General features: G+C 72.3%; 19 protein-coding genes. 8 read left to right on the top strand and 11 right to left on the bottom strand.

Going from position 1 to position 18,661, the window contains the following annotated elements:
• The first annotated feature begins 5 nt into the window (after window positions 1–5).
• The gene (locus ASC56_RS19075; RefSeq protein ID WP_055492989.1) at window positions 6–743 is read left to right on the top strand and encodes a 3-keto-5-aminohexanoate cleavage protein; all 738 of its coding nucleotides are present in this window, start codon (window positions 6–8) and stop codon (window positions 741–743) included.
• Window positions 744–878: 135 nt separating this feature from the next.
• The gene (locus ASC56_RS19070; RefSeq protein WP_055492672.1) at window positions 879–1,946 is read left to right on the top strand and encodes an RNA ligase (ATP); all 1,068 of its coding nucleotides are present in this window, start codon (window positions 879–881) and stop codon (window positions 1,944–1,946) included.
• A 79-nt stretch (window positions 1,947–2,025) separates the two neighbouring features.
• On the opposite strand, the gene soxR is transcribed toward ASC56_RS19070, so the two are convergent.
• Window positions 2,026–2,535 (bottom strand): redox-sensitive transcriptional activator SoxR, encoded by a 510-nt coding sequence (gene soxR / locus ASC56_RS19065; protein ID WP_055492671.1) that lies wholly within the window; start codon window positions 2,533–2,535, stop codon window positions 2,026–2,028.
• Window positions 2,536–2,650: 115 nt separating this feature from the next.
• On the opposite strand from soxR, the gene ASC56_RS19060 reads away from it, so the two are divergent.
• Entirely contained in the window at window positions 2,651–3,112 is a 462-nt protein-coding gene (locus ASC56_RS19060; protein WP_055492670.1) for a MaoC family dehydratase, read from the top strand.
• Window positions 3,113–3,158: 46 nt separating this feature from the next.
• Here the strand turns inward: ASC56_RS19060 and ASC56_RS19055 are convergent, their stop codons facing one another.
• Window positions 3,159–3,818 (bottom strand): TetR/AcrR family transcriptional regulator, encoded by a 660-nt coding sequence (locus tag ASC56_RS19055; RefSeq protein ID WP_055492669.1) that lies wholly within the window; start codon window positions 3,816–3,818, stop codon window positions 3,159–3,161.
• Between the two features lie 190 nt (window positions 3,819–4,008).
• On the bottom strand, window positions 4,009–5,160 hold the full coding sequence (locus ASC56_RS19050; protein ID WP_055492668.1) for an acyl-CoA dehydrogenase family protein: 1,152 nt from the start codon (window positions 5,158–5,160) through the stop codon (window positions 4,009–4,011).
• Window positions 5,161–5,246: 86 nt separating this feature from the next.
• Between ASC56_RS19050 and ASC56_RS19045 the strand changes: the two genes are divergently transcribed.
• Window positions 5,247–5,888: a TetR/AcrR family transcriptional regulator gene (locus ASC56_RS19045; RefSeq protein WP_055492667.1), complete on the top strand. Its 642-nt coding sequence runs from the start codon at window positions 5,247–5,249 to the stop codon at window positions 5,886–5,888.
• A 26-nt stretch (window positions 5,889–5,914) separates the two neighbouring features.
• On the opposite strand, the gene ASC56_RS19040 is transcribed toward ASC56_RS19045, so the two are convergent.
• The 5 genes from ASC56_RS19040 to ASC56_RS19020 all read right to left on the bottom strand — a co-directional run bounded on the left by ASC56_RS19040 (window position 5,915) and on the right by ASC56_RS19020 (window position 11,897).
• Window positions 5,915–6,997, bottom strand: a complete 1,083-nt coding sequence (locus tag ASC56_RS19040) for a Zn-dependent alcohol dehydrogenase (protein WP_055492666.1) — start codon at window positions 6,995–6,997, stop codon at window positions 5,915–5,917.
• Window positions 6,998–7,002: 5 nt separating this feature from the next.
• Window positions 7,003–8,400: an aldehyde dehydrogenase family protein gene (locus tag ASC56_RS19035; RefSeq protein ID WP_055492988.1), complete on the bottom strand. Its 1,398-nt coding sequence runs from the start codon at window positions 8,398–8,400 to the stop codon at window positions 7,003–7,005.
• A 97-nt stretch (window positions 8,401–8,497) separates the two neighbouring features.
• Window positions 8,498–10,738 carry a molybdopterin oxidoreductase family protein gene (locus tag ASC56_RS19030; RefSeq protein ID WP_055492665.1) on the bottom strand — a complete coding sequence of 747 codons (2,241 nt, stop codon included), beginning with the start codon at window positions 10,736–10,738 and terminating at the stop codon, window positions 8,498–8,500.
• A gap of 222 nt (window positions 10,739–10,960) precedes the next feature.
• Window positions 10,961–11,581 (bottom strand): TetR/AcrR family transcriptional regulator, encoded by a 621-nt coding sequence (locus tag ASC56_RS19025; RefSeq protein WP_055492664.1) that lies wholly within the window; start codon window positions 11,579–11,581, stop codon window positions 10,961–10,963.
• An 82-nt stretch (window positions 11,582–11,663) separates the two neighbouring features.
• Window positions 11,664–11,897 (bottom strand): hypothetical protein, encoded by a 234-nt coding sequence (locus tag ASC56_RS19020; protein WP_055492663.1) that lies wholly within the window; start codon window positions 11,895–11,897, stop codon window positions 11,664–11,666.
• A gap of 114 nt (window positions 11,898–12,011) precedes the next feature.
• Here ASC56_RS19020 and hmgA point away from each other — a divergent pair, with 114 nt between their 5' ends.
• From hmgA to ASC56_RS19000, 4 genes are all read left to right on the top strand, one after another.
• Window positions 12,012–13,382, top strand: a complete 1,371-nt coding sequence (hmgA, locus tag ASC56_RS19015; RefSeq protein WP_055492662.1) for a homogentisate 1,2-dioxygenase — start codon at window positions 12,012–12,014, stop codon at window positions 13,380–13,382.
• Window positions 13,379–14,128, top strand: coding sequence for a GntR family transcriptional regulator (locus ASC56_RS19010; protein WP_055492661.1), 750 nt, complete (start codon window positions 13,379–13,381; stop codon window positions 14,126–14,128). The genes hmgA and ASC56_RS19010 overlap by 4 nt, the downstream gene beginning before the upstream one ends.
• 12 nt (window positions 14,129–14,140) lie before the next feature.
• Entirely contained in the window at window positions 14,141–15,319 is a 1,179-nt protein-coding gene (locus tag ASC56_RS19005; protein ID WP_055492660.1) for a type ISP restriction/modification enzyme, read from the top strand.
• Between the two features lie 142 nt (window positions 15,320–15,461).
• A complete protein-coding gene (locus tag ASC56_RS19000; RefSeq protein WP_199836028.1) occupies window positions 15,462–16,670 on the top strand; it encodes a CaiB/BaiF CoA-transferase family protein in 1,209 nt (402 codons plus the stop codon).
• A gap of 56 nt (window positions 16,671–16,726) precedes the next feature.
• On the opposite strand, the gene ASC56_RS18995 is transcribed toward ASC56_RS19000, so the two are convergent.
• The 3 genes from ASC56_RS18995 to ASC56_RS18985 form a co-directional block, all read right to left on the bottom strand.
• On the bottom strand, window positions 16,727–16,996 hold the full coding sequence (locus ASC56_RS18995; protein ID WP_055492659.1) for a hypothetical protein: 270 nt from the start codon (window positions 16,994–16,996) through the stop codon (window positions 16,727–16,729).
• Between the two features lie 115 nt (window positions 16,997–17,111).
• Window positions 17,112–17,933, bottom strand: a complete 822-nt coding sequence (locus ASC56_RS18990) for an anti-sigma factor domain-containing protein (protein ID WP_055492658.1) — start codon at window positions 17,931–17,933, stop codon at window positions 17,112–17,114.
• Window positions 17,930–18,472, bottom strand: a complete 543-nt coding sequence (locus tag ASC56_RS18985) for a sigma-70 family RNA polymerase sigma factor (protein ID WP_055492657.1) — start codon at window positions 18,470–18,472, stop codon at window positions 17,930–17,932. The genes ASC56_RS18990 and ASC56_RS18985 overlap by 4 nt, the downstream gene beginning before the upstream one ends.
• Window positions 18,473–18,661 lie beyond the last annotated feature (189 nt).

Genomic DNA, 18,661 nt, shown 5'->3' with positions numbered 1-18,661 from the left:
ATGACATGGTCCAGGTGTGTCTGAACGGCGCCCGTTCACCGGCCGACAGCGCGGTGGTGCCGATGTCGCCGGGCGCGATGGCGCAATCGGCGGCGGCCGCCGTGGCGGCGGGCGCGACGGAGGTACATGTCCATCCCAAGACACCGTGCGGACAGGACACGTTGTCCGCACGGGCGGTCGCGGCGGTGCTGCGGGAGATACGGGCGCGCGTCAGCGTCCCCGTCGGTGTGACCACGGCTGCCCGGGCGGAGCCGGACCCGGCGGCCCGCGTGTCACGCATCCGCTCATGGACCGTGCTGCCCGACCACGCCTCGGTCGACTGGCACGAGCCGGGCGCGGAGGAGGTCGCGGCGGCGCTGCTGGACCGCGGGATCGGGGTGGAGGCGGGCATCCGTTCCGGCACGGACGGCGCCGCACGGTTCGCGGTGTCCCCGCTGCGGGGCACGGTGCTGCGGCTGCTCGCGGAGGTGACGGACCCCGCCGCGCACACGGCCGAACAGACCGCGCACGCCCTGCTGTGCGCCCTCGGCCGCCCGCACGGCCACCCCGGCCGCCCGGTACTCCTGCACGGCGAGGAGGGCGGCGCCTGGCCGGTGCTGCGCCTGGCCGGACGCCTCGGTCTCGCGACCCGCGTCGGCCTGGGGGACACCCTGGTCCTTCCCGACGGCCACTGGGCGGTTTCGAACGCCCAGTTGGTGACCGAGGGACTGGCTCAGTACAGACGGTTCCAGCACGGCTCGTGAGGGAGCGCGCGGACTTCGGCCCGGCCGCCGGTCGGAGGCAGCGACGCTACCAGTCGCAAATCCGGTGGCTCCAGCCCTTTGCCCCAAGGACAGTTGGGGGCGATGAAACACAGCTGAGGAACCCGAGGAGTCCCGATGTCGACGCTGCGCGTCACCGCCGAAGTGCTGACCGTCCACGAGCATCCGAACGCCGACGCGCTCGAACTGGCCCAGGTGGGCCTGTATCGAGCCGTCGTCGCCAAGGGCCAGTACCGCTCCGGTGACACCGCCGTCTACATCCCCGAGCAGTCCGTACTGCCGACCGGGCTGATCGAGGAGCTGGGGCTGACCGGTCGGCTGGCGGGCGGCAGGTCCGACCGGGTCAAGGCGGTGCGGCTGCGGGGCGAGCTGTCGCAGGGCATCGTGTGCCGCCCCAGGGTGCTGGCGGGCGTCGACCTCGCGCAGGCCGCGGCGGACGGGACCGACTTCGCGGAGGTACTCGGCATCACCAAGTGGGTGCCGCCGATCCCACCCACCATGAGCGGCGAGGTGGAGTCCGCGCCGGAGCTGCTGCCGTGGGTCGACATCGAGAACATCCAGCGCTACCCGGACGTCTTCGAGCCGGGCGAGCCCGTCGTCCTGACGGAGAAGCTGCACGGCTCGGCGTGCCTGCTGACCTACGTGGCGGACGAGGACCGCGTGCTCGTCTCCTCGAAGGGCTTCGGGGCCAGGTCCCTGGCGCTCGAGGAGGATCCACGCAACCTCTACTGGCGGGCGGTACGCGGCCACGGCGCTCCCGAGGCAGCGGCCCGGCTCGCCGAGCGGCTCGGCGCGCGCCGGGTGGGCATCTTCGCCGAGGTGTACGGCGCGGGCGTCCAGGATCTGACGTACGGCGCCGACGGCCGGCGCGACACCCTGGGGTACGCCGTCTTCGACGTGTCCGCGGAGATCGACGGGGCGGTGCGCTGGCTGGACGCCGCGGAGGCGCTCGCCGGGGAACTGCCGCTGGTGCCACGGCTGTACGAGGGGCCCTTCGACATCGGGCGCGTGCTGGAGGTCGCCTCGGGACGGGAGACCGTGTCCGGGCGTGAGCTGCATCTGCGCGAGGGTGTGGTGATCCGGCCGGTCGCCGAGCGCTACAGCCCGGTGACCGGGGGCAGGGCGATCGCCAAGGCGGTGAGCCCGGCCTATCTGACGCGCAAGGGCGGCACGGAGTACGAGTGAGCCGGGGATGAGAGGGGCCCGGGGGCGCGGTTGGGCGGGCGCCGGCGCCGCGCGCCCGCGCCCGCCAGGTGCGGCCTGCTCAACAGCGGTTCTCGGGCCCCTCGGGCGTCCGGGTCCGCTTCCGGCGGTCCCCGCCCCGCTCCACCATCAGCCGCGAGCCCGCCTGCCGCTCCCCGACGACGTCGTCCGGGTTGGACAGGACGCAGGTCTTCAGGGAGAGGCAGCCGCAGCCGATGCAGTCCGTGAGGTGGTCGCGCAGACGGCTCAGCTGCCTGATGCGCTCGTCGAGTTCGGAGCGCCACGCCTCGGAGAGCCGGGCCCAGTCCTCCCGGGTCGGGGTGCGCTCCTCGGGGAGTTCGGCGAGGGCTTCACGGATGGTGGCCAGCGGGATGCCGACGCGCTGCGCGGCGCGCACGAAGGCGACCCGGCGCAGCGCGTCACGCTGGTAGCGGCGCTGGTTGCCCGATGTGCGGCGGCTGCTGATCAGGCCCTTGGACTCGTAGAAGTGCAGGGCGGAGACCGCGGCGCCGCTGCGGGCGGACAACTGGCCGACGGTCAGCTCGTGGATCTTCTCGGGAATCTGGGGCACCCCTCGGAGCCTACCCACGACGCCGCACGCCCGGTCCGTTGACATGGCTCCCCGACCCGACCATGCTAAGCAGTTGCTTAGGGTTGGTGACTTCGTGACGCGAGAGGCCGGGAACATGGCAGAGCCGAGGACCTTCACGTCCGCCGACGAGCTGAAGGCGGCGGTGGGCGAGCAGCTGGGGTACAGCGACTGGGTGGAGATCGACCAGAAGCGGATCGACCTGTTCGCGGACGCCACGGGCGATCACCAGTGGATCCATGTGGACCCGGAGAAGGCCGCCGCCGGACCCTTCGGCACGACCATCGCGCACGGCTACCTCACGCTGTCGCTGCTTCCGCTGTTCGGACCGCAGCTGATCAGGGTCGAGGGCGTGAAGATGGGCGTCAACTACGGGACGAACAAGGTGCGCTTCCCCGCCCCGGTCCCGGTCGGCTCCCGGCTGCGCGCGACCGCGACGATCAGCGGCGTCGAGGACGTGCAGGGCGGGGTGCAGGTGACCGTCGCCTTCGTCGTGGAGCGCGAGGGCGGCGACAAGCCGGTGTGCGTGGCCGAGTCGGTGTCGCGCTACTACCTCTGAGCCGCCCGGCGCGGCTACTCCCCCACCTCTGGGCGGCCCGGCGCGGCTACTCCCCCACTTCTGAGCGGCCCCGGCGCGGCTGCTTCCCCGCGCCCACCATCCGCAGCACGAGGTCGGCGTAGAGCGCGCCGACCTCGTCGGGGGTGCGGGGGCCGTCCACCTTGAACCAGCGGGCCACGTCGATGCAGAGCGAGAGCACGGCGAGGGTGGTGCCACGCACGTCGGGAACGTCGAACTCGCCCGCCGCCACGCCGTCCTCGATGATCCCGCGCGTCTCGGCGTCGACCTGACGGCGCAGGGCGACGATCTCCGCGCGCGAGTCGGGTCCGAGCGCGTCCAGTTCGTACTGCACGACCCGGGCGACCGTGTGCTGCGCCGCGTGCCAGCGGACGAAGGAGCGCACGGCGTCGGCGAGCCGCTCGGCGGCCGTGCCCTCGCCCCGCGCCGCGGTGCGCAGGATCTGCAGCGCCTTCTCGTGCCCGATCCTGCTGATGCGGTGGAGCAGCTCCTCCTTGGTCTTGTAGTGGATGTAGAGCGCGGCCGGGCTCATGCCGGCGCGGCCGGCGATGTCGCGTGTCGTCGTGGCGTGGTAGCCACGCTCGGCGAAGGCCTCGACGGCGGCGACCAGCAGCCGCCGGGCCGCGTCAGGGGTGACCTCGCCCCACGGCTGCATCTCGCCGCCGGCCGTCTCCTCCGCCGTACTCATCGCTCGCCCCTTCCACTGGCAGGACGAACACCATACCCCCGAAGGTGAGCGGGCGCTTAGCGCACGCGCTCGCGGCTCCCGGCTCCCGGCTCCCGGCCGTGCTCTGCCGTCCGGCCCGAGTCTCACTCATACGGGCCGGGTCGGCCGCGAAAGGCCGCCGCCGCATCCGCGCGCGTGCTCACGGGCGTACTCAGAACGCCGAAACCCCGGTCAGGGCGCGGCCGATGAGCAGCTTCTGGATCTGGCTCGTGCCCTCGTAGAGGGTCATGACCCGGGCGTCGCGCAGGAGTTTGCCCGCCGGGTACTCGTCGATGTAGCCGTAGCCGCCGAAGACCTGCAGGGCGTTGTTCGCGGCGCGCACGGCCGCCTCGGAGGCGAAGAGCTTGGCCTTGGAGGACTCGACGGCGAAGGGCAGACCGCGGTCGACCAGATCCGCGACCCGCCAGGTCAGCAGCCGCGCCGCGTCCACGTCGACGGCGATGTCGCTGATGAGTTCCTGGACGAGCTGGTGGTGGGCGATGGTCTTCCCGAACTGCTCCCGCTCACCCGCGTACCGCACGGCCGCGTCCAGGGCGGCCCTGGCTATGCCGACGCAGCCCGCCGCGACCGACATGCGCCCCTTCGCGAGAGCGGACATCGCGACGGAGAAGCCCTTGCCCTCGGGCGCCAGCATCGCGGAGGCGGGCACGCGGACGTCCTCCAGGACCAGCTCGGCGGTCGCCTGGCCGCGCAGGCCGAGCTTGCCGTGGACGGGACGGCGGCTCAGTCCGGGCGTGTCGGCCGGTACCAGGAAGGCGGAGACGCCCTGGTGGCCGGGGGCGTCCGTGGAGCGGGCGAACAGGAGGACGACGTCGGCCCAGGTGCCGTTGGTGATGAACATCTTGGTGCCGTTGATCACGAAGTCGTCACCGTCACGGACGGCCTTCGTGGCGAGGTTGCCGGCGTCCGAGCCGGTGCCCGGCTCGGTGAGCCCGAAGCACCCGACCAGCTCACCCGAGGTGAGCCCGGGCAACCACCGCCGCTTCTGCTCCTCGCTCCCCCAGGCGGCGACGCTCTTGGCGACGAGGCCGAGCGAGACGGACACGATCCCGCGCACGGACGAGTCACCCCGGCCCAGCTCCTCGGTCACCAGGCAGTACGCGAGATGGTCGCCGCCCGAACCGCCGAACTCCTCGTCGATGGTGAGCCCGAGGAACCCGACCTCGCCCAGCTTCCTGACGATCGACCGGTCGACCTCCTCGGCCCGGTCCCACTCGACGGCGTTCGGGGCGATCTCACGGGCCACGAAGTCCTCGGCCAGCTGCCGGACCGCGCCCTGCTCGTCACTGAGCTCCAGATTCACGACGCGTCACCCCAGGGAAGGTCTTTGAAAGCCGCACATTTAAATTAGCACTGCTAGTTTAACAGCGCAGCCCTACTATGTGCGCCATGGCCCGACCGCGCAAGCCCCTCCTCAGCACCGCCCGTATCGTCGACACCGCGCGGGCGCTGGTGGACACGGAGGGTCTCGCTGCCGTCTCCACCCGTCGGCTCGCCGCCGAACTCGGGGTCAGCGGCCCGTCCCTCTACAACCACTTCCGTACGAAGGACCAGATCCTCGAGGCGGTGGCGGACTCGGTCAGCGCGCAGGTCGACCTGTCGATGTTCGAGGACGGCCGGGACTGGCGGACGGCACTGCACGACTGGGCGGTCTCCTACCGGGCCGCGCTGCGCGACCACCCGAACATCGTGCCGGTCCTGGCCCGCGGCCCCGGCCGCCGCCCGGCCGCGCTGCGCCTCGCGGACGCCGTGTACGGCGCGATGGTCGACGCGGGCTGGCCGCCCGCCCAGGCGACGTCCATCGGCGCGCTGATGCGCTACTTCGTCATGGGCTCCGCGCTCGGCTCGTTCGCGCGCGGCTTCGTCGACGACGAGACGGCCTACGACCCGGCCGACTACCCCCACCTCGGCCAGGCCCACCGCCTCGCCGAACAGCAGGAGAAGATCGACGAACGGGCCTTCGAGACCGGGCTGACCGCACTGCTGGACGGGCTGGAGCGGCAGTACGAGCGGCTCGGGCGGACGGCGTAGGACGAACGGGCACCGGCTGGTGAGTCCTAGAACACCACCAGCGCCCGGCCTCCCTTGCCTGCCAGCATGTTCTCGAACGCCGCCGGGATCCCCTCCAGCGCGATGCGTTCCGTCACCAGCGCGCCCAGGTCCAGGCGGCCCGCCCGCACGTGCTCGGCCAGGACCGGCAGGTCCTGCGCCGGGTTCGCGTTGCCGTAGACGCAGCCCGACAGCGTACGGCCCCAGTGGAAGATCTCCAGGGCGTTGAACGTGACCTGCTGGTCCTTGCCGCCGATGCCGACGACCGTCGTACGGCCGCCGCGGCGAGTGGAGTCCCAGGCCGCGCGGATGGTGACCGCACGGCCCACGCACTCCACCGCCACGTCGACGCCCTGCTTGTCCGTGAGGCCGCGGATCTCCCGGGGGGTGGTGTCGGAGGCGAGCACGAAGTCCGTCGCCCCGGCCCGTCGTGCGAGTTCCTCCTTCTCGGGGGACACGTCCACCGCGATGATGCGCTCCGCGCCCGCGATCCGTGCCGACTGGAGTGTCGCCAGACCCACTCCGCCGACCCCGTAGACAGCCACCGTCTCGCCCGGCCGCACCCGCGCCGCGTGGTGCACGGCCCCGTATCCCGTCAGCACGGCACAGCCCAGCAGAGCCGCGTCGGTCAGCGGCACGCCGTCGGGCACTGGCAGCACGCAGGACGCCGCCACCACCGTCTCCTGCGCGAACGCGGCGACGTTCAGACCGGGGTGCAGCTCCGTGCCGTCGTCCCCGCGGCGGGCATGGACCTCTCCGGCGCCGGTCAGCGCATTGGCGCACAGCCACACTTCCCCCAGCCCGCAGGCATGACAACTCCCGCAGGAGGGGGCCCAGTTGAGGACGACACCGGTGCCGGGCGCGAGATGGGTGACGCCCTCGCCGACGGACACCACCGTTCCCGCGCCCTCGTGGCCGAGGACCGCGGGCACCGGCACCCGCATGGTGCCGTTGGACAGCGACAGATCGGAGTGGCAGACCCCGGCGGCGGCCAGCCGGACCCGGACCTGGCCGGGTCCGGGCTCGGGAAGCTCGATCTCGGTGACCTGCAGCGGGGCACCGACGGCGGGCAGGACAGCGGCACGGACCATCTCGCTCAACGCTCCTGGAACTGGAGGGACTTGGTCTGCAGGTACTCGACGAGCCCGTGCGCACCCAGCTCACGGCCCACCCCCGACTGCTTGTAACCGCCGAACGGGGCAAGGGGGTTGAAGCGTCCTCCGTTGATGTCCACCTGCCCGGTCTCCAGCCTGCGCGCGAACGAGACCGCCTCGGCGTCGTCACCCGCCCAGACGGCGCCGGCGAGGCCGTACACCGTGCCGTTCGCGATCCGCAGGGCGTCCTCCTCGTCCTCGTAGGGAAGGATCGACAGCACCGGGCCGAAGATCTCCTCCTGGGCGATCGTCATCTCGGGAGTCACGTCGGCGAAGACGGTGGGACGCACGAAGTAGCCCCGCTCGTGCGGGGAGTCCGGGCCGCCCGCGACCAGGCGCGCGCCTTCCGCCATGCCCTTGTCGATGTAAGCACGCACCCGGGCCAGCTGCTTGGCGTTCACCACCGGGCCGATGCGGTCGCCGTACTTCGCCGCGGCACCGGCGGCGAGTCGCACCGCCTCCTCGTAGCGCTCCCGGTGCACCAGCATCCGTGTCCACGCGCTGCACGTCTGGCCGGAGTTGGACATCACGTTCGCGACGCCGACGTTCACCGCCTTGGCGAGGTCCGCGCTGGGCAGGATGACGTTCGCGGACTTGCCGCCCAGCTCCAGGGCGACCTTCTTGACGGCCGCTCCGGCCGTCGCGCCGATCTGCCTGCCCACCGCCGTGGAGCCGGTGAAGGAGACCAGGTCGACGCCCTCGTGCCCGGCGAGCGCTTGGCCCGCGACCGGGCCGAGACCGGTGACGAGGTTGAACACCCCGGCCGGTACGCCCGCTTCGTGGACCGCCTCCGCGAAGAGCTGGGCGGTCAGCGGGGTGTCCTCGGCGGGCTTGAGGACGACCGTGCAGCCCGCCGCCAGTGCCGGGGCGACCTTGGCGACGATCTGGTGGAGTGGGTAGTTCCAGGGAGTGATCGCGCCCACGACCCCGATCGGCTCCTGGTAGACGGTGGAGTTGCCGACCCTCTCCTCGAAGGCGTGCGTCGCGGCCAGTTCGGCGTACGAGCCCGCGACCAGGATCGGCAGGCCCACGTGGACGGCCTGGGAGAACGGAAGCGGTGCGCCCAGCTCGGCGGTGACCGTCTCGGCGATCTCGTCCTTGCGGGCCACGAGCACGTCCCTCAGGGCGGTCAGCCGGGCGGCCCGCTCGGCGGGCGCGGTGGCGGCCCAGGCCGCAAGGGCGGCACGGGCGGCGCGTACGGCGGCGTCGACGTCCTGGGCGGTACCCGCCGGGACCCGGCCGATGACCTGCTCGTCGACCGGATTCACGACCTCGATGGTGTCCGCCCCGGCTGCGGGGCGCCAGACACCCTCGATGTACATGCCGTCATGTGCCTTCATCGTCATCCTCCCGGGCCGGGCGACGTCGTCCACGCCCACACTGGCGATCGGCACCAAACTAGCGATGTTAGTTTTGCCGCGCCAGGGGCCTCCCCCGTCAGCTCGGCGTGTCGAGTGGTGTGAGGTCAACGGGTATGCCGTTGAGCACCGCGTTGCCCGACAACGGGTCGAGCAGACTGCCGTCCAGGAGTTGGTTGACGTTGACGCCGGGGTCCAGGGCGGCATGGCTCATCCTGGTGCCCGGCCGGTCGTGGCCCCAGCCGTGCGGAAGGCTGACGACCCCGCGCCGGATTCCGTCGGTGACCTCGACGGGCGCGGTCACCGCTCCCCCGGCGCCCTTGACCCGTACCGGCGCTCCGTCACGGAGTCCGAGCCGCTCGGCGTCGTCGGGGTGGATGTGCAGGGTGCAGCGGTTGGAACCGCCGGTCAGGGCGGGCACGTTGTGCAGCCAGCTGTTGTTGGACCGCAGATGGCGCCGCCCGACGAGCACGAGCCCAACCGCACGCTCGCTCAACGCCCGCTTCAGCCGTGGCAGATCGTCCGCGATCGGTCCCGGCAGCAGTTCGACCTTCCCGCTGCGGGTCCTCAGCGGCTGTGGCAGGCGGGGGCGGAGCGGACCGAGGTCGATGCCGTGCGGGTGGGCGAGAAGCTTCTCCAGGGTGAGCCCATCGGGCCGTGCGCCGAACCCGTCGCCGTACGGGCCCAGGCGCAGCATCATGTCCAGCCGCCGCTCGGGACCGCTCTCGCCGGTGAGCTGCGCGGCCACCTCGCGCGGATCTCGGCCGTGGACGGGTGAGTGGGCCTCGGTGACCGCCTTGCCCAGGGTCTGGTCGATGACCAGGTCGTCGACCGCGGCCGGGTCGGCGCCGTGCATGCCGGTCGCGGCGAGGACCAGCCGCGCGAGGATCTCGGTCTCGGCCATGCGCCCCGGCTCCAGAGGGACGGCGGCGCGGCTGTAGCGGACCTGGTTGCGCACGGCGAGGGTGTTGAAGGCGAAGTCGAAGTGCGGCGCCTGGGAGGGCGGGGGCGGCGGCAGGACGACGTGCGCGTGGCGCGAGGTCTCGTTCAGATACGGGTCGACGCTGACCATGAAGTCGAGCGAACCGAGCGCCTTGTCGAGGCGGTCGCCGTCCGGGGCCGAGAGCACGGGGTTGGCCGCGACGACGATGACGGCGCGGACCGGGCTGCCCTCGTCCGTGGCGGTGTCGATCTCCTCGGCGAGCGCGGCGATCGGCAGCTCGCCCTTGGCCTCGGGGTGCCGGCGCACCCTCGAGTGCCAGCGTCCGAGCGCGAAGCCGCGGCCGGGCCCGGCGGGCCTGGGCGTCCTGTCCGTGGCCGACAGCGGGAAGAGGGCGCCGCCGGGCCGGTCGAGGTTGCCGGTGAGGACGTTGAGCACGTCGACGAGCCAGCTGGCCAGGGTGCCGTGCGGCACGGTGCAGCTGCCGATGCGGCCGTAGACGGCGGCGGTGGGCGCGGCCGCCAGCTCGCGGGCGAGGGCGCGGATGGTGTCCGCCTCGACGTCGCATGCCCCGGCCGCGGCTTCGGGAGTGAAGTCCCGCAGCGATGCGGCCAGTTCGTCGATGTCCCGCACGTGCGGTGCGAGGTCCCCGAGGTCGACGAGGTCCTCCTCGAACAGGACGTGCGCCATGGCCGCGAGCAGCAGGGCGTCGGTGCCGGGGCGGACGGCGACATGCCGGTCGGCGAGCCGGGCGGTCCGGGTGCGTCGCGGGTCGATCACGGTGAGGGTGCCGCCGCGGGCCTTGAGGGCCTTGAGCTTGCCCGGGAAGTCGGGGGCCGTGCACAGACTGCCGTTGGATTCGAGGGGGTTGGCGCCGATCAGCAGCAGATGGTCCGTGTGGTCGAGGTCGGGCACGGGGATGGCGCCCGCGTCCCCGAACATCAGCCCGCTGGAGACGTGCTTGGGCATCTGGTCCAGCGTCGAGGCCGTGAACAGGCTGTGGGTGCGCAGGCCGGCGAGCAGAACGGCTGGATAGAGGCCACCGGCCATCGTGTGCACGGTCGGGTTGCCGAGGACGAGGCCGACGGCATGCGGCCCGTAGCGCTCGACGACCGGCCGCAGCCCCGCGGCGACCGCGTCGAACGCCTCCTCCCAGGTGGCCTCGCGCAGCTCCCCGTCCTGGCGCACGAGGGGCACGCGCAGCCGGTCGGGATCGGAGTCGGCGGCCCCGAAGGAGGCGCCCTTCGGGCAGACGAACCCCTTGCTGAACACGTCGTCACGATCGCCGCGGGCACCGGTGACACGGGTGCCCTCGATGGTGAGCGTGAGCCCGCAGGTGGCCTCGCACAGGGGGCAGATACGCAGAGCGGTGCGGGACACGAGTCCTCCCGGAGGGGTGGCGGCAGCGGTGACGCACGAACGGAGCCGAGCATACCGACCGGTATGAAGGGTGGGGAGGGCCAACGGGGCACAGGTCGCAAATCAGCGAGGAGTCGAGGAGCAGTTCGGACACTTCCCCCGAAACCACCCCCGGCGCCCGCCCAGGAGCCGCTCTGGATCTCCGCGCTGTCACACGGAGATCGGTCAGAAGCGCTGGTACATCTAGTCCAGCACCCGCACCAGGTAAGCCCGCAGCAGCACCCGTGTCTCCTCGATGATCTTCTCGTCGCCCTGCGGGTCCACCCGGAAGGCCAGATGGACCAGGGTGTCGGCCGTTTCCACCGCGACCAGGAACGTACGGCGCAGGTCTTCGTCCGGTTCGTGGTCGAGGTACGCCGAGAGGAGGTCCGTCAGACGCTCCGCAACCCGGTGGTTGGGTTCGGCGTGGCGGGCGCCGACCGGGATCTGGTTGCCGAAGTCGACGAGGGAGAAGCCGGGCGCGGTGCGCTTCATGTCCAGGTACTCGTCGAGCACCGCGTCCACGGCCGCGCGCCAGCCGCCCTCACCCTCCGCCCGGGCCAGCCGACGGGTGACGCGCTCGGTGTAGCGCTCCAGGTTGCGTTCGGCCAGGGCGTCGGCCATCGCCCGCTTGTTGCCGAAGAAGCGGTACACGGAGCCGATGGGCACGCCCGCGCGCAGGGCCACGGCCCGGGTGCTCAGGGCGTCGTAGCCGACCTCGTCGAGGAGGTCGGCGCAGGCGTCGAGGATCCTGGTCAGTCGTTCCGCGCTACGGCGCTGGACGGGCGCGCGGCGCAGCGATGTCGCGTGGGGCACGGGCTTCATAATGCCTCTCCGCCGGGGGCCGGTGAACCTTGCCCGTCTGTACGGAAGCCGATGGCCCCTGCACTCATCGGGCTGCCACGCGTCACCTCTCACCGTGGGAGGCCGCCTCGCCTCGGTCGCCGACGCCGTGATGTCCGGGCAGGTGGTGGTCGACCGTGCGCAGCCGGGTGAGGGAGCGGCCGTCCAGGTAGAGCCGTGCGACGCCGCGGCCTGCCTCGGCCATGGGACGCGCACCCGGCGGCGAGAAGCGGAAGTGGCGGACCGTCAGTCGCACGTCCCCGGTGTCGCCGGGGTCCGGCTGGACCTCGACCGCCACCTGGGGCGCACCCTTGCCCTCGACCTCACGGTAGTGCCGTGCTCCGCTCCCTCTTGCGCACCCGACTCCCGAATCCTACGGTGATGCATAGGAATCAGCGACGAGGGAGCGGTGATGAACGGGGACGCGCGCAAGATCGCGGAGGGGCTGTCCTATCTCTCCGGTTTCGGCAACGAGCACAGCTCGGAGGCGGTCCCGGGCGCACTGCCGGAGGGCCGCAACTCGCCCCAGCGCGCACCGCTCGGGCTGTACGCGGAGCAGCTGAGCGGCACGGCGTTCACCGAACCCCGGTCGCACAACCGGCGTTCGTGGCTGTACCGCATCCGGCCCTCGGCGGCGCACCCGGAGTTCACCCGCACCGACAACGGCGCCATCCGCTCGGCACCGTTCACGCAGACGGTGCCCGATCCGAACCGGCTGCGCTGGGATCCGCTGCCCGAGCCCGCGGCCGGGACGGACTTCCTCGGGGGCCTGTGGACCCTGGGCGGCAACGGCGACGCCACCCAGCGCACCGGCATGGCCGTGCACCTCTACCACGCCAACGCCTCGATGGACCGCGTCTTCAGCGACGCCGACGGCGAGCTGCTGATCGTCCCGGAGCGCGGCGGGCTGCTGCTGCGCACCGAGTTCGGGCTGCTGCATGTGGAGCCCGGCCACGTGGCGCTGATTCCTCGTGGGGTGCGCTTCCGAGTGGAGCTGCTGGACGCCGCGTCGGAGGGCGGCCCGGGCCCGACGGCCCGCGGTTATGTGTGCGAGAACTACGGCGCGCCCTTCCGTCTGCCCGATCTCGGCCCGATCGGCGCCAACGGCCTGGCGAACGCTCGGGACTTCCGGGCCCCGGTCGCCGCGTACGAGGACGTCGAGGGCCCGGTCGAGGTGGTGAACAAGTTCTGCGGCAACCTCTGGACGGCGACGTACGACCACTCGCCGCTCGATGTCGTCGCCTGGCATGGCAACCATGTGCCGTACACCTATGACCTTCGACGCTTCAATGTGCTCGGCACCATCAGCTACGACCATCCGGATCCCTCGATCTTCACGGTGCTGACCTCGCCGAGCGACACCCCCGGTCTGGCGGGCGTCGACTTCGTGGTGTTCGCGCCGCGCTGGCTGGTGGGCGAGGACACGTTCCGCCCGCCGTACTTCCACCGGAACGTGATGAGCGAGTACATGGGCCTCGTCGAGGGCGCGTACGACGCGAAGGCGGAGGGCTTCGTGCCGGGCGGGGGCTCGCTGCACAACATGATGTCGGCGCACGGTCCGGACCGGGAGACGTTCGAGCGGGCGAGCGCGGCCGAACTGCTGCCGCACAAGGTCGACGACGGCCTTGCGTTCATGTTCGAGACGCGCTGGCCCGTGACGCTGACGCCACAGGCGGCGCGGGCGGAGCATCTCCAGCGCGGCTACGACGAGGTGTGGCGGGGCCTCGAACGCCACTTCCGCCCGTTGCACCGAACGCCGACGACCGGTACGGATAGCCCGTGACCTCCTTCGCCCCCGACTCCATCGTCCTGAACCGCAAGCTGCCGCTGTGGTACCAGGTGTCGCAGTCGCTGCGCGCCTCGATACTCGGCCGCTCGCCCCAGGACCCGCTGCGCCTGCCCACCGAGGAGCAGCTGGCGGGGCACTACGGGGTGAGCGTGCTGACCATGCGGCAGGCGTTGAAGGAGCTGGAGGACGAGGGGCTGATCACTCGCCACCGGCGGCGCGGCACGTTCATCGAGCCCAGTGCGCGAAGGGGCGCCCCGGTGCGGTTGCTGGGCTCGGTGGACGCGATCGTGGCCCAGCAGTCCGGTATGACGACCGAGCTGCTGGACCACGGCAGGGCGCCGGTGCCGGCCGAACTCGCCGAGCACTTCCCGGGCCTGGAGGAGGTGGCGACGTACCACCGGCTGCGCAGCGACGAGAAGACGGGCGAGCCGACCAACCACGCCCTCAACTACGTCCGCCCGGAGCTGGCCGAGCTCATCGACCTGGACGTCCTGGTCCGCTGGCCGATGACCAAGGTGCTGCGGGACGTCGTGGGCGCGGACATCAGCCGTATCACCGACACGGTCGAGGCCCGGCTCGCGGACCCGGAGACCGCGCGGCTGCTGCGCGTCCCGCTGCTCAGCCCGATCCTGCGCTACACGGGCGTCACCTATGACACCGCCGGGAGGCCCCTGGATGTGGCGGTGATCCACTACCGCGGGGACCGCTTCTCGTTCACGGTCACCCTCGAGGCCACCTGATCACGTCGTACGATGCCCACCGTGACGCACGACGACGCTCCGCTGCTCGCGGACCTCATGCCGTGGTCCGTCGCACCCCTGCGGCCGGGCCGGGCCTGGCCGTCGGCGCCCGACCCGGCCTCCCTGAGGGCGCGCTGGGACACCCTGGTGAAGGCCCACGGCCCCGACCGGGAGACACTGTTCGAGCCGACGCGCTCGCGCACGCTGCACTCGGCGGTCGGTCAGCTGCCCGGACAGTCCACCGGCACCGAGAAGCTGATCCGTGCCTCGGGCCCCTGCCCGGAGCCGCTGCGGGTGCTGCATGCGCCCTTCGACGAGCAGTGGCTCATCCCCGACCACCGTCTGATCGACGTGGCACGGCCGGAGTTGTGGCGCGTGGCGGGTGAGCACCAGGTCTTCGCCGTGGAGACGGCCGCCGTGCCCGACTCCCCCGGACCCCTCCTGCTCGCGACCTCCCTGCCGCCCGTGCTCCGGGCCGGCCGCATCCGCCCGCTGTACCGGCGGCCCGGCGGCGAGGAACCCAATCTGGCCCCCGGACTGTTGGAGCACCTGGGCGAACGTCTGGGCCTGTCCCCCGGCCCCATGGACGTCCTCGCCTGGAGCACGGCGACGGTACGCCCCGGCCCCCACGGCCTCGTCGTCCCGCTCACCGAGGACACCGGGCTCTGGGCGCGCGGTGTCGAGCTGGGCCGCCGGATGCTCTGGCTGATGCGCCGCGACGGGGAACGTCCCAAGCTCCCCGGCGGCCGCCGCCCCTACGTCCGCGCACCCCTCCCCTCCCTCCCGCTCGCCCTCCACTACGACCGGGACGAGGAGACCCTCCATCTCGACGAGGGCCGCGTCTCCCCGGTGCCGTCCGCCGCTTGGGACTTCGAGGTGAGCGGGGTCCGTGTGCTGGAGCAGTGGTTCACGTCCCGCACCGTGCAGGCCGAGCCGGGCACGCTGGCGGCGATCCGCCCGGCGATCTGGCCGCAGGCCTGGACCTCCGAGCTCCTGGAACTGATCACCGTCCTGGCGCTGCTCGCCGAACTCCGGCCGCAGCAGGAGGAGTTGACGGTGACGACCGCGCCCATCACGGCCGCCGGGCTGCGTACGGCGGGGGTCCTTCCGGTGCCGGAGGCCGCTCGCCGCCCCGCATCGGTGCTCGACCACCACGAGGAGGGCCCGGAAGGCCAGTTCGCGCTGCTCTAGGCAGTGGGCTCGCACGGCTCGTGCTCCCCGCTGACGGCGTCGACCGCCGGCTCCTACAGATCCTCCTTGCGGGGGACGTAGTGCCGCCGCTCCGCACGCGGAGAGCACTGCCCGGTACTGACAAAGGCGTGGTGCAGGGGACATGATCCACGGCATGGAGCCACTTCCCCTGCCCCTGGAGGGCATCACCGTCGTCGCCGTGGAGCAGGCCGTCGCCGCGCCCTTCGCCACCCGCCAGCTCGCCGATCTGGGTGCACGGGTGATCAAGATCGAGCGGGTCGACGGCGGTGACTTCGCCCGTGGCTACGACACCGCCGCCCGGGGTCTCGCCTCACACTTCGTGTGGTGCAACCGCGGCAAGGAGTCGATCGCACTGGATCTGAAGGACCCCCGGGGGCTGGAGGTCGTGCGCCGGCTGGTCGCGGACGCGGACGTCTTCGTGCAGAACCTCGCCCACGGCGCCGCCGCCCGGCTCGGCCTGGACGCGGCCACGCTGTGCGCGGCGCACCCTTGGCTGATCGCCGTGGACATCTCGGGCTACGGGGCGTCGGGACCGTACGCGGACAAGCGGGCGTACGACATGCTCGTGCAGTGCGAGGCGGGGCTGGTGTCGGTCACCGGGACGCCGCGGGAGCCGGTCAAGGCGGGGATCCCGGCGGCGGACATCGCGTCGGCCATGTACGCGTTCTCGGGGGTGCTGGCGGCGCTCGTCCGGCGGGGCACGACCGGGCGCGGCGGGCCGGTCGAGATCTCCATGCTGGAGTCGCTCGCCGAGTGGATGGGACATCCGCTGCACCACGCGATGCACGACGGCACTCCACCGGCGCGCACGGGCCTGGCTCACGCCGTCATCGCGCCGTACGACGCCTATCCGACGGCGGACGGCGGACGGGTGCTGCTGTCCGTGCAGAACGACCGGGAGTGGCGGCGGCTCGCCGAGCAGGTGCTCGGCCGGCCGGAGCTGGGGACCGATCCCGCGTACGCGACCAACGCGGCGCGGGTCGCCCACCGGGAGGACACGGACGCGCTGGTCGGCAAGGCGCTGGAAGCGCTCGCGACGGACGAGGCCGTGGCCCGCCTGGAGGCGGCCGGCATCGCCTGCGCGCGCCTCAGGGACCTATGGGACGTGGCGCAGCATCCGCAGCTCGCGGCCCGGGAGCGGTGGCGGGAGGTGGGGACGCCGGTGGGACCGCTGAGGGCATTGCTGCCGCCGATCACGCTGCCGGGCGGGACCGACGCACGGATGGGGGACGTGCCCGCGCTCGGGGAGCACACCGAGGTGCTGCTGCGTGCCGTGGGGATGACGGACGACGAGATCGCAGCGCTGCGCCGGGACGGTGTGGCGGCCTGAGCGCGGGCCCTTGTGGAACGCCCGCTCGCGGGCGCCGTGAGGAACGCAGGTGCCGCTCAGCGCCCGCCGAACAGCGATCGGCGCAGTCGGCGCAGCGGCGCGAAGAGCGAGACCTTGCTGACGCGCGCACTCCTGCCGCTCCGCTGGCGCACGGTGTCACGCGCGGTCAGCTCACGCATCAGCGAAGTCGCCTCGGCCGTCTCGCGCTGCGGGATGGCAGGACCTGCCAGCACCGAGAGATGGCGGTCGAGGCGCGAACTGGTCGCGCTGCTTCCGCAGGTGATCGCAGGGACCCTGGCCCTGCTGCGCACTGTTATCTGTTCCATGTCACTCCCCACCCGTACGAGTCCACCCGGCCCGGGCAGAGTAACCCTATCGCTCCCCCGTGGCACTCGTGTATCGCGGGCACAGGATTCACCTTCCCTGTAAGGGGGTTGACGGCTACTGTCCGAATCCGACGGATCGCAGGGCGAGTTGGACAACCGGTCGGCTGGTCGGCTGTGCTGAGCCGCCATCGGGTTCGACGGTTACGGCGAGTGACGTCGCGGACCTGCCGAGACCGCTCGCGACCAAGGGCGTGTCGCCACTGAAGAGCCCGAGGGAGCGCGGCTGGGCGTTGGGGCGCATGAGCCAGAGCTGGTGCACCCGGCCGCCGGGCGGTGCACCGAGTCCGCTGAGGGTGACGACGGCGCGGCCCTCGGATACGGAGGCAACCACTCCGATTCCTCGGCCGCCGGCGCCCTGATCGCTGGTCGCACGGGCGTCCGGGGCGGCGAGAACGTGGGCGATCTCACGCGCCTGCGCGCGCTCCGCGTCGAGTCTGTCCTGGGTCTGGGTGGCCTGTACGGCGAAGAGCGCGGCGACGACGAGGGCCGCCGCGGCCGTGGCCGTGGCCAGCGGGGCGAAGAGGGGGCGCAGCCGGGGCGCACGGGCGCGCGGTGGCGGCGGTGCGGTGCCCCAGACGTGCGGCGGAAGATGGGGTGCGCGGGCGCGGGGAGCGTCCTGCGCGGGCGCGGGGTCCTGTGGGATGTTCCGTACGGCGGTCAGGACGCGGTCGCGCAGGCCGGGCGGGGCCAGGGCCGTGGTGGACCAGGCGAGGCGGACGGCGTCCTCGGACAGGGCGCGCACCTCGGCGGCACAGTGGTCGCAGCCCTTGAGATGCCTCTCGAAGCGGCGCCGCTCGTCGGGTTCGAGGGCGTCGAGAGCGTAGGGCGCGGCGAGCGAGTGGAGATCGCCGGAGCGCAGGCGGGAGAACAGGCTCATGCGACTCCTCCCAGGCATTCGCGCAGCCGGGTGAGTCCGTCGCGCATCCGCGTCTTGACCGTGCCGAGCGGCAGCGAGAGCCGCTCGGCCACCTCACGGTACGTGTAACCGTCGTAGTAGGCGAGCGTGACCGACTGGCGTTGCAGTGCGGTGAGGCGGTCCAGGCAGCGGCGCACCCACTCGCGCTCCAGGCCCGCCTCCACCTCCTCGGCGACGTGGTCGAAGGCGGGGTGGTGGGCGCGCCGGGCCTCGCGCTGCTCGCGTTCGCCGGCCGCGCGGGCGCTGCGCACCCGGTCGACGGCACGTCGGTGCGCGAGGGTGAGGATCCACGCCAGTGCGCTGCCGCGGCCGGGGTCGAACCGCGGTGCCGAGCGCCACAGTTCGAGCAGCACCTCCTGGGACACCTCCTCCGACTGCGCCGGGTCCCGTACGACCCGCCGCACCAGGCCGAACACCGGCCCGGACACCATTCCGTACAGTTCCTCGAAGGCCTTCTGGTCGCCTCCGGCCACGAGCACCAGAAGTTCGTCCGCCCCCACTCGTACCCTCCTCTGCGCCGTCGGCACGGCCCGCTCGCGTCACTGTGGCGCTCTTCGCGCTCACGCTCTCGGACGGTGTTACGGATCAGCGGCGCGAAAACGCGGGTCGAGCAGGCACGAAATGATTTCTCAGATTCGACCAATCCGCTTCGGCGGCCGCTCCGAATCCCGGTGTGTCAGGCAAGTTGG

Origin of the sequence: Streptomyces sp. TP-A0356 (genome assembly GCF_001417775.1) — a bacterium.
Taxonomy (GTDB): domain Bacteria; phylum Actinomycetota; class Actinomycetes; order Streptomycetales; family Streptomycetaceae; genus Streptomyces.
The sequence above is the reverse complement of the archived record's forward strand: the minus strand, read 5'-3'. Positions and strand labels throughout refer to the sequence as shown.

Coding starts and splice junctions, on each gene's coding strand:
- ASC56_RS19075 (WP_055492989.1), top strand. CDS start 6: ATGGTCCAGGTGTGTCTGAACGGCGCCCGTTCACCGGCCGACAGCGCG.
- ASC56_RS19070 (WP_055492672.1), top strand. CDS start 879: ATGTCGACGCTGCGCGTCACCGCCGAAGTGCTGACCGTCCACGAGCAT.
- ASC56_RS19060 (WP_055492670.1), top strand. CDS start 2,651: ATGGCAGAGCCGAGGACCTTCACGTCCGCCGACGAGCTGAAGGCGGCG.
- ASC56_RS19055 (WP_055492669.1), bottom strand. CDS start 3,818: ATGAGTACGGCGGAGGAGACGGCCGGCGGCGAGATGCAGCCGTGGGGC.
- ASC56_RS19045 (WP_055492667.1), top strand. CDS start 5,247: ATGGCCCGACCGCGCAAGCCCCTCCTCAGCACCGCCCGTATCGTCGAC.
- ASC56_RS19040 (WP_055492666.1), bottom strand. CDS start 6,997: ATGGTCCGTGCCGCTGTCCTGCCCGCCGTCGGTGCCCCGCTGCAGGTC.
- ASC56_RS19035 (WP_055492988.1), bottom strand. CDS start 8,400: ATGAAGGCACATGACGGCATGTACATCGAGGGTGTCTGGCGCCCCGCA.
- ASC56_RS19025 (WP_055492664.1), bottom strand. CDS start 11,581: ATGAAGCCCGTGCCCCACGCGACATCGCTGCGCCGCGCGCCCGTCCAG.
- hmgA (WP_055492662.1), top strand. CDS start 12,012: ATGAACGGGGACGCGCGCAAGATCGCGGAGGGGCTGTCCTATCTCTCC.
- ASC56_RS19005 (WP_055492660.1), top strand. CDS start 14,141: ATGCCCACCGTGACGCACGACGACGCTCCGCTGCTCGCGGACCTCATG.
- ASC56_RS19000 (WP_199836028.1), top strand. CDS start 15,462: ATGATCCACGGCATGGAGCCACTTCCCCTGCCCCTGGAGGGCATCACC.
- ASC56_RS18995 (WP_055492659.1), bottom strand. CDS start 16,996: ATGGAACAGATAACAGTGCGCAGCAGGGCCAGGGTCCCTGCGATCACC.
- ASC56_RS18990 (WP_055492658.1), bottom strand. CDS start 17,933: ATGAGCCTGTTCTCCCGCCTGCGCTCCGGCGATCTCCACTCGCTCGCC.